This is a genomic window from Tsuneonella suprasediminis (assembly GCF_003605755.1).
Lineage (GTDB): Bacteria > Pseudomonadota > Alphaproteobacteria > Sphingomonadales > Sphingomonadaceae > Tsuneonella > Tsuneonella suprasediminis.
In genome coordinates, this window is the sequence record NZ_RAHJ01000022.1 from 247429 (window position 1) to 256597 (window position 9169).

Consider the following 9169-nt stretch of genomic DNA (forward strand, 5'->3'; position numbering starts at 1 on the left):
TCATGTGGGCATAAAAAAACCGCCCGGAGGCGGCGGTGGGGGGTCGGTTAAAAGCGAGGGGCCAGCTCAGGCCCGCGTGACAAAATGCACCCGCGCCGCATGTTGCAGCGGGTGCGTGACCAGGCTGACTTCGAAAATGTCGATCTCGTCCAGTTCGCGGCCAGCGGGGCCGAGTCGATAGCGTCGCGCGCGGTATCCGAAGCTGAGGCCCGACACCGCCCGCCGGGCCAGCAATGCGGCCCCCCGGCTGGCGCTGTCGTCCAGCGTGGCGATCACGCGCAGGCCGTGCCGATCCTCCGCCGCATGGTCGATCCAGCCGATCCGTTGCGCGGGGCGGTGCTGCCAGTACAGCGGCAGAGGCCCGCTTCTCTGGCGCAGAGAGCGGGCGAAGGCCCCGGCGCGGATCGTGTCGCGGGCGGCATCGGCGCGGTCGAACAGAGCGGCATAGCCAGCGAAGCGCAGGCTCATCGCAGCAACTCCATCGCGCCCAGCCGCACGGCAATGCCCAGCAGCAACAGTGCCAGCACCGCGCGTACCAGCCACTGGACCGCTGCCTTCCACGCGCTTTGCTTGGCCGCGCGCCATGCGCCCAGCAATTCGCGCAGCTCGTCGATATCGTCCTGCGCCCCGGTGTCCGACAGGCCCAGCCGTTCGAGCGCGCGGGCGGCCCCGGCTTCGCTCGCTTCTTCGACCATCGCCCGCAAAGTGACCAGATCGGCCCCTTCGCCAGCGGCCTGCGCGATCAGGCGGGCGAGCATTTCGCGCCCGATCATGCCGCCTCTCCCCGATCGATACTCAGCAGCGCGCGTTTTTCGCTGTCGCTCAGGAAATCGGCCGCCGATACCCGCGCCCACAGTTTCTCCCGGTCTTCCGCCAGCGCGGGCACTTTATCCTGATCGACCGCCAGCACGGCATCGGGGAACCACGGGGCCAGCGCTTCCTGCAACCCGCCCAGTATCTTGCCCGCCAGCGGCAGCAGGGTCAGCCGCCACAGCGCGCGGTTGGCTTCGCGGTAATTGGCATATGTATTGTCGCCCGGCAGGCCCAGCAGCATCGGCGGCACTCCGAATGCCAGCGCGATATCGCGCGCCGCCGCCGCTTTCAGCGTGGCGAAATCCATATCCGCCGGGCTGAGCGCGAGCGATTGCCATTTCAGCCCGCCTTCCAGCACCATTGGCCGCCCGGCATTGCCGCTGCCGGAAAAGGCCAGCGCCAGTTCTTCTTTCAGCCGTTCGAACTGATCGCGGGTCAGCCCCGCACCGTCGCCGGTGTCCAGCGTCAGCGCGCCCGATGGGCGGGCGGCGTTTTCCAGCAGGGTGCGGTTCCATTGGCTGGCGGCATTGTGGATCGCCACCGCCTGTTCGGCAGTGGCCAGACAGCCTGCGCCATAATGATCGTCTGCCGGATGAAACGCCTTGAGATGGATCAGGTTGGGCCAGCCCGCATCGTCTTCCAGCGGAATGTCGATGGTCTGCCCGCTCAGCCGATAGGCATAGGCGGCGGGCCAGCCATCGGCCCCGGCGACCACCGCGACCCGTTCGGGCCGCAGCGCGAACAGCTCGACCGGGTGGCCACTGGCATCTTTCAGTATCTGGACGCAGGCATTGCCGTGCAACAGCAGATGCGCCGCCAGCGTTTCGATCAGCGATTGCCCGGCGGATGTCGCCCCGATCAGCGCCGCCAGCGCCGGATCGGTCTCCGCCAGCGGCGCCCCGCCGACCCCTTCGGCCACCAGCCGTACACTGCGCTGCGCCACCGGATTTTCCAGATAGGCGCGGCGCACACTGCGATCATATTCATAGGGCGCCGCCCCGTTGCCACCGGAGCCCTGCGCCCACGGCGAAACAAACCCGCGCGCCACAGGCACACGAACCCCGCCCCCGCCCTTGAAGGCGGAAGCGATAGTGTTGAGGAAGGACATGGGGAGTACTCCAAAAAAAAGGCCGCCCAATGGGCGGCCTCAATTCACCTGAAACAAGATAGTGTTATGCGATAGCGCCTTCACGCCTATCACGTTCGGCCACTACTCGTTCAGCCAGAGAGATTCTAAAAATGTCAGTGTAGCTTGCGGGCAAGTCAGTCATTGACTGCCGTGTCAGGCGGAAGACTGTTTCCTTCTGCCGGGTCGTCGACCTCTGACAAGTCTTCACCTTCGTCTGCAGTCTCTTCGTCACTTTCGTCTCCATCCAAGAATACCACTGCCGAATTTGCCTGTGGCGTATGGGCTAAGTCACCTAAGCATTCAATAAGGGAATGCAGAGTACCTTCGATTGGTTTCACATTCCTAAACAAGTGAGATGCCTCGGTACGATCGACGACAAAGGAATGTGATGGATATCCGTACAAAAGCTGTTGCAGCGCTTCCTCTCCCTTGAGGTTCTTGGAATGGACGTTTAGCCTCAGGCCATAGTGATAACCAATCTTCTGAGATCGGGCATCGTCTCCGAGACGAATGGGATCAATTTGTTCAAAGATTGGCTTCATAAGTCCGATCGTGACTTGCGCGGCGAGATCAGCGGCTGTTCGGAATGTGACGAGGTTCCCTGACTTGGCCTTGATACTCATCATATGATTTTCGAACAGGCTAAAGGCTTCTTCGCGCATCGTTTCTAAGGCGGATTGAAGAATGAGGCCCGAATTTCGATCTCCAATTTCGTCCCTGACTGCGATTTGCACGTCGAGCGGCCCCATCTCCCCACGGTCGCCAATTAGGAGTTCATGCCCGCCAATCGCGAAGAGCGTGCCAGCGCTTTTGCACCATCCAGGAATGCAAATTGACACTTGGTCATAATTTGCTTGGAGAATGCGCGCAGAGCGATAAGCAACATCGGCTACGCCTCCTTCGGTCGTTAGGATTGCGATGACATTGTCCGCTTTTCTAGGGCGGTGTTGAATTTGATTGCGTAACTCTACATCTACGCCAGGTTCCATTGGGGAGTTAATAACTACGATGTCAGCAGAGTACTCTGCGCGGCAATCCTCGATTGCCTCTAGTATTTGATTCGATCCCAAATTCTGTCCCCCTAAGAAAAAAGAATAGACTTAAATGTCATTGTTGAGGAATCAAGTCAGCAGATGAATTCGCGGCGAGGTATGCTTCCTCAACATCAGTTCGGTCAGCGCCCATACCAGTGCGTCGGCGCGGTCGGGGGAGCGGCCGGGGCCTTCGTAGGTGCCGCCGGTCATCAGGCCGCAGAGCTGGTCTTCCAGCAGCGCGAACACCCCGGCGTGGCGCACCCGGCCCGCTTCGTACAGCGCGGCGACGGGTTCGGCGCGGGCCGACTTGCCTTGCCGGGCGTGGACCCGGCGGACGGGCAGGGCGAGGTCGGCGGCGCGCAGCACCGTTTCGACCATCTCGCCACCCTGATTGGCCTCCACCACCACGCGGTCGGCCTGCCATACTCGCGCGGTGGTGGCGACGGCGCGGGCCCAGCGTTCGGGACTGGCGCGTTCGATACTGGCATCGGCCAGCACCGTGGCGCACCCGTCGCTGCCCAGCATCGCCACCACGATCCCGCAGGCATCGCCATGCGCGCTGGCCGGGGGATCGACCCCGATCACGATCCGCGTTGCCATACCCGCCAGACCGCCGGCCAGATCGCCAGCCAGATCACCCGCCAAATCGCCCGTCAGCTCGATCCGGCAGCTTTCGATCAGAGTGCGGCTCCACAGCGCGCCTTCGGTTTCGGTCAGCAATTCGCCGCCCAGTTCCTGCCGCCCCAAAGTGGTGCCGCCGAAATCGCGCTCCATCGCAGCGATGAAGCGCGCGGGCAGGTGCGCGGCGTTATCCTGTGTCGCACCGCCGGTGATCGCGGTGTCGCCGCTCTCCGCCCCATCGACCAGCCGCCGCACCAGCGCGGTGCTGCGCGGAGTGGTGGTGGCGACGATCCGCTGATCGCCCCCCAGCCGCAGGCCGAGCGAGAGGTTGTCCCAGCAACGCATCGCCCGCTCGTGCGCGGCGGGCCACTTGGCGATTTCGTCGCACCAGGCATGGCTGTGCTGCGGGCCGCGCAGGCTTTCCGGCTCGGCGGCGGAATAGAGGAACGCCTGCGCCCCGTTGGGCCAGCGCAGGCGGTGGAGCGAGGGTTCGAACAGCGGGCGGCAATGCGGGGGGGAGCAGGCGACCAGCCCGCTTTCCCCTTCCACCATCACGCTGCGCGCTTCGCCCAGCGATGCGCCGACCAGCGCGATCCGCACCGTGCCGTCGCTTTCGGCAATCGAGCGGACCCATTCGGCGCCCGCCCGCGTCTTGCCGAACCCGCGCCCGCCCATCACCAGCCACACCCGCCAGTCCCCCGGCGGAGCGATTTGCCCGGCATGGGCGGAATAGCGGAAATCGTGCGCCATCTCGTCGCGTTCTTCGCGGGTGATCCTGTCCGCCAGCGCGCCGATCCATTGTTCGGTCTTGCTTGGGTCGGCATCGTAGAGAAATCCCAGCGCCGTCTCAGTCATCGCGGGGTTCCTTTTCTGAAGTGTTTTCGGCCGCCTGATCCAGCTCTGCATCGGTGGCGCGTTCGGCCTCCACCTTGCGGCGCATCGCCTCGACCTTGCGGGCGAGCGATTCGCGCAGTTCGGCCTTGCTGATATGCGTGCGGACGGCGCGTTCCTTGCTCACGGTGTCCTTGTGCGCCGACAGCAGACGGAGGGCGTTGGCCACGTCGAGCTTCCGATCCGGCGCGGGGTCGCGCAGGTGGCCGAGCACCTCCATCTCCAGATTGAGATACCCTTCGTACAACGCGCTCTGCCACGCGGCGGCGAAGGTCGGGTCGCTGCGCCGCAGGGCATAGACCTCGCGGGTGGAGATATGCGCGTGCGCCGCGCTGGCGGCGACGTTGGATGTTTCGCCCAGCCGCTGGATAAACTGTTCGCGCCACTTGCGGCCCGGCTGTGCGGGGCGGTGCGCTACCCGGCGGGCGGGGGTGTGGCGGGGCCGCTGGCGGCTGGCCACTTCGCATACGCCGGGAATGGGCGGCGCGGCCTGTGCCACCGCGCGCTTTATCGCCCGCGCGAAATCGGGATCGCGCCGCTTGCGGGCATGGACCGTGGCGGCGGCAATCCCCGCTTCCTCCGCCGCGCGAGTGATGAACTTCAGCCGGGCGAGCGATTGCAGGAACGGTTGTTCCCACTGTTGCCGGGTCCGGCGGTGACAGGTTGACGGATCGATCTGGCTGGCGGTCATTGGACATGCTCCCGTGTGGTGCGGCCCCGCTGGCAGGGCGTGATCTGGTGGGGCCAACGCAAACGGGCGGCCGCTGCATGTGCAGGGCCGCCCGTTCGAATCGGAATATCGCGATGTTCGCTTTATGTACCGAAACAGCGTGACGATGTCAACATAAAAAACCAAATAGGTTAGTTTTGCGCGGCGATTGTGCCACCCGCCCCGCTCGCCTAAACGCCTGCGACGCATTTGGGATGCAGGGTGGAACGGCGATGCTGCGCAAGCTTTACAACTGGACGATGGACAAGGCGGCGCATCGCCATGCCGAATGGTGGCTGGCGTTCTTCTGTTTCGTCGAAGCGAGCTTCTTCCCGATCCCGCCACACCCCCTGCTGGGCCTGATGTGTCTGGCCGAACCGAAAAAGGCGATCCGTTTCGCGCTGGTGGCGACGCTGGCCTCGGTCGCCGGGGCGCTGCTCGGCTATGCCATCGGCTGGGGGCTGTACGATACCGTGGGCGTCCGCCTGATCGGCGCGCTCGGCCTGACCGACAGTTTCCCGGTCGCCGCCTGCCATTTGCGCAAATACGATTTCGAAGCGATCCTGATCGCGGGCGCTACCCCGGTGCCGTTCAAACTGCTGACGATCACCGCCGGTTTCGTGGGCATGAACCTGGTCAGTTTCGTGCTGTCGAGCCTGTTCGCCCGCGCGCTGATCTTCGTGACGGTGGGCGTGCTGTTCCGCGTGTTCGGCGCCCCAATCAAGCGGGTGATCGACAAGTATCTCGGGCTGGTGACGACCGCGTTCGTGGTGCTGCTGGTGGGCGGAGTGCTGGTGCTGACGACGATTTCGGGCGGCAGTTCGGGGAAGGCCGATCCGTGCGCCGCGGCACCGGCGGTGACCGCCGCCGCCTGAGGCTGGCCGCCAATCCCCGCCACCGGCCCCACCGGCCATCCGTCAGCGGCCTCCGCCACGGGCCATGCGCCACGATCGGCACCACCGCCCGCTCCGGCGATTGCCGATGCTTATTCTGCCGATAACGGCCGGTCGCCTTGTTTAATCGCCCCCCGCACACCACATTAGGATCAGCTACCAGTCGCGATCGACGGTTCAGAGGGCCAAGTCACCCTCCCTTCTTTCCTTTTCGCCTCTTAGCCAGCGCGCACAAGCGGTCGCTGATGATCGTCTGCGCGAGACTGAAGGACATCGATATGACTCACTTTGGCACCATCAAGAGCTATGACACCAGCAAGGGTTCGGGAATGATCTCCCCCGAAAAGGGCGGCGAACCGCTCGCCTTTGCGAAGGCCGATCTGCAGCAGGAAGCTGCCGACCCGAAGTCTGGCCAGCGTTACGGTTATGCCACCAGCCAGGTTGCCGGCGGCAAGGCCCGCGCAACCAACCTTCAGCCTGAAAACGCCAAGCAGGCGCAGGCCGAAAACCAGCAGGGCTAAACCCAGCGAAACCGGGGGCACTTCAAACCGGTGCCCCCGGCATTTCGCCCTTACCGGCTTCGCCCACCACAACCCCACGGCGCACGAGAGGAGCATGACTATGGACCTCGACGAATTGCTACAGGCACATCAGGCAGAAGTGTTGAAGGCCCGAAATTCGGGCAACGGCGGGGTGAATGGCGGGGTGACTGACAGCCATTTCGAACAGGTCGCGCTTTATGCCAAGCGTATTCGCGAGCTGCGGCAATTGCGGCTGGGCGAGCAGGAACGTACAGCGCCGGCCGGATCGCGCCCATCGGTCATGGCGACCGTGTCGACCGATGCAGTCATCTACGGAACCTATCTCGGCAATCCGGCGCCGCAACCCGCATCGGTTCCGCTCGATTCGTGGGAAAGCGAAGGCGGGTCGCTCGATCCGCCCCAGGTGCCGTTGCCCAATGGCGTTACCACCGACATAATCCGTCAGTTCTACGTCGGGCCATATGTCTATACCGACCTGGCCCTCGCCCTTGCCGAACATCATCGACAGCAATCGCACACGCAGGCCGACAGTGTGGCGACCACGCCGCGCGGCACCCGCCCGGATTAACCAGAGAGCCACGGCCCCACCGCGATGTTCGCGGTGTCGGCGCAAGGGAGAAACACGATGTCGAAGAAACAAAGACGATCGAGCCGCGAAATCCGCAAGCCGAAAGCGGAAAAGCCCAAGACCAACGCCTCCCAGCCAAGCGTCAAACCGGGTGCGATCAAAGGGCTGGAAACCATTCGCAACACCTGAGGCCAAGGGGGGAGCAAAGTCGATGGCTATCCGAACCACCCGAACGCAGGTGACCTTTGCCGCACCATTCCGGCTGAAGGAAATCGCGGAACAGCTTCCGCCCGGCACGTACGATATCGATACAGATGAAGAGGCGCACGAAGGCAACGAACGCACCGTATATGTGCGCGTGGCGACCGTCATTCATGTGCGCGGGCCGTACGGCTCACGAATGGTGACGATCGACCCGCTCGGCCTCGACGCGGCGTTAGGCTCAGGACCCACTACTGGCACCATTGAGAACTCCTAAGGGGATTTGACCAAAATGGCCCATCGCGGCGTCGAAAGGTATTGAAATATTGCCATATTCCTGCGCCCTTTCTCCTTGCGCTGAGCCATTTTGCTTCAAACCTCAACGGTGCCAGTAGTGGGTCCTGAGCCTACTCAGACCGGGGATAGCGCCCGCCCGCGCACCGACAGGCGCGGTTAAGCCCCTCGCTCTGGCTACGGCCCGTCACCGATGAAGCGGGTCGCCAGTTTATACACCTGTTGCACCCCGCGTTCGTCGCGATCCCAGCCAGCCACCTCCCGGCGGATCAGCTCCGGGTGTTTCTTGCTGATATCGCGCAGGGCGTTGCCCACCGACTTGCGGACATAGTCGCTGTCGTCGCGGCGCAGCGGGGCGAGCAGGGCGACCGCATCGCCCGGATGGTCGCTGAAATACGGGCGACCGGTCCATATCCGCAGCCCCTCTGTCACCGCGCGCCGGGTGTTGGGCACACTGGCGGAAAGCCATTCGCGGATGACCGGCAGCGCCGCCTCGTATCCGGTATCGTGGCAGAACCGGTCGAACGCCTTGGCCAGTATCTCCTGCACCCGCCAGTCGTCATCCCGGCTGACCCGGTCTTTCAGGATATGCAGCGCGTCGGGGTCCGATGCGGCGAAGTGCCCCAGGATGAAAGTGCCGACACACCGCGCCTGATGGACTTGCGAATCGAGCAGGGCCAGCGCGATTTCGCTGGCCGCCGCGCGATCATTCGCTGACACCACCTCATCGGCGGCAAGCTGCAAGTCGTTGAAACCGTGCTCGGTTTTCTGCGATCTGGTAACGATGTCGGCTACGATACCCATACCGCAATCCCCCTTCGGATCATGCGTATAAGGCGATCCCCGCGACTGTACAGCGCGCGCGGCGACGCTCTTCGCAAGGGATGAGGGGATCACTCCCCCGCTTCCACGACGCCAGCCATGCGACCAGCACTTTCGTCTTCACAACTGGCCCCCCTCCTTCGTCATTGCGAACGCAGTGAAGCAATCCAAGGCGTGAGGGTGCCCCTTCATCGCGGCGGTTATGATGGGCGCAGGCGGCGGTCCATGGATTGCCACGTCGCCTGTGGCTCCTCGCAATGACGAGGAGAGGGGATGCACGCGATAGTATTGGCCAATCATCGGCAGCGCGGCCCTTATCCGCGAACCAAACCCCACTCCGTGCCTTCGTGCCTTCGTGTGAACCAAGCTTTCATCCGACGCCCCTCCATCGCGGCGGTTGCGATGGGCGCAGGCGGCGGTCCATGGATTGCCACGCCGCCTGTGGCTCCTCGCAATGACGAGGAGAGGGGATGCACGCGATAGTATTGGCCAATCATCGGCAGCGCGGCCCTTATCCGCGAACCAAACCCCACTCCGTGCCTTCGTGCCTTCGTGTGAACCAAGCTTTCATCCGACGCCCCTCCATCGCGGCGGTTGCGATGGGCGCAGGCGGCGGTCCATGGATTGCCACGTCGCCTGTGGCTCCTCGCAA

The 9169-nt window shown here is 63.9% G+C and carries 12 protein-coding genes; 5 read left to right on the forward strand and 7 right to left on the reverse strand.

The window, feature by feature from the left end; genetic code table 11:
• Window positions 1-66 precede the first annotated feature (66 nt).
• The 6 genes from D6858_RS15340 to D6858_RS15365 form a co-directional block, all read right to left on the reverse strand.
• Complete coding sequence (locus D6858_RS15340; RefSeq protein WP_120112636.1) at window positions 67-468, reverse strand: HK97 family phage prohead protease; 402 nt, start codon at window positions 466-468, stop codon at window positions 67-69.
• Window positions 465-773: a DUF6127 family protein gene (locus tag D6858_RS15345; protein WP_120112638.1), complete on the reverse strand. Its 309-nt coding sequence runs from the start codon at window positions 771-773 to the stop codon at window positions 465-467. The genes D6858_RS15340 and D6858_RS15345 overlap by 4 nt, the downstream gene beginning before the upstream one ends.
• Entirely contained in the window at window positions 770-1921 is a 1152-nt protein-coding gene (locus D6858_RS15350) for a phage portal protein (protein WP_120112640.1), read from the reverse strand. The genes D6858_RS15345 and D6858_RS15350 overlap by 4 nt, the downstream gene beginning before the upstream one ends.
• Window positions 1922-2076: 155 nt before the next feature.
• Window positions 2077-3012, reverse strand: coding sequence for an SDH family Clp fold serine proteinase (locus tag D6858_RS15355; protein ID WP_120112642.1), 936 nt, complete (start codon window positions 3010-3012; stop codon window positions 2077-2079).
• 51 nt (window positions 3013-3063) lie between these two features.
• Complete coding sequence (locus D6858_RS15360) at window positions 3064-4452, reverse strand: DNA-packaging protein (RefSeq protein WP_120112644.1); 1389 nt, start codon at window positions 4450-4452, stop codon at window positions 3064-3066.
• Window positions 4445-5179 carry a hypothetical protein gene (locus D6858_RS15365; RefSeq protein ID WP_120112646.1) on the reverse strand — a complete coding sequence of 245 codons (735 nt, stop codon included), beginning with the start codon at window positions 5177-5179 and terminating at the stop codon, window positions 4445-4447. The genes D6858_RS15360 and D6858_RS15365 overlap by 8 nt, the downstream gene beginning before the upstream one ends.
• 251 nt (window positions 5180-5430) lie before the next feature.
• On the opposite strand from D6858_RS15365, the gene D6858_RS15370 reads away from it, so the two are divergent.
• The 5 genes from D6858_RS15370 (at window position 5431) to D6858_RS15385 (ending at window position 7678) form a co-directional block, all read left to right on the forward strand.
• Window positions 5431-6072 carry a YqaA family protein gene (locus D6858_RS15370; RefSeq protein ID WP_120112776.1) on the forward strand — a complete coding sequence of 214 codons (642 nt, stop codon included), beginning with the start codon at window positions 5431-5433 and terminating at the stop codon, window positions 6070-6072.
• Between the two features lie 296 nt (window positions 6073-6368).
• Entirely contained in the window at window positions 6369-6611 is a 243-nt protein-coding gene (locus D6858_RS15375; protein ID WP_120112778.1) for a cold-shock protein, read from the forward strand.
• 94 nt (window positions 6612-6705) lie between these two features.
• Window positions 6706-7200: a hypothetical protein gene (locus D6858_RS15380; RefSeq protein ID WP_120112648.1), complete on the forward strand. Its 495-nt coding sequence runs from the start codon at window positions 6706-6708 to the stop codon at window positions 7198-7200.
• A gap of 57 nt (window positions 7201-7257) precedes the next feature.
• Window positions 7258-7389: a hypothetical protein gene (locus D6858_RS16240; protein WP_276308694.1), complete on the forward strand. Its 132-nt coding sequence runs from the start codon at window positions 7258-7260 to the stop codon at window positions 7387-7389.
• 22 nt (window positions 7390-7411) lie between these two features.
• Window positions 7412-7678, forward strand: a complete 267-nt coding sequence (locus D6858_RS15385; protein ID WP_120112650.1) for a hypothetical protein — start codon at window positions 7412-7414, stop codon at window positions 7676-7678.
• A gap of 194 nt (window positions 7679-7872) precedes the next feature.
• Here D6858_RS15385 and D6858_RS15390 read toward each other — a convergent pair whose 3' ends face one another.
• Window positions 7873-8499 carry a DNA alkylation repair protein gene (locus tag D6858_RS15390; protein ID WP_120112651.1) on the reverse strand — a complete coding sequence of 209 codons (627 nt, stop codon included), beginning with the start codon at window positions 8497-8499 and terminating at the stop codon, window positions 7873-7875.
• Window positions 8500-9169 lie beyond the last annotated feature (670 nt).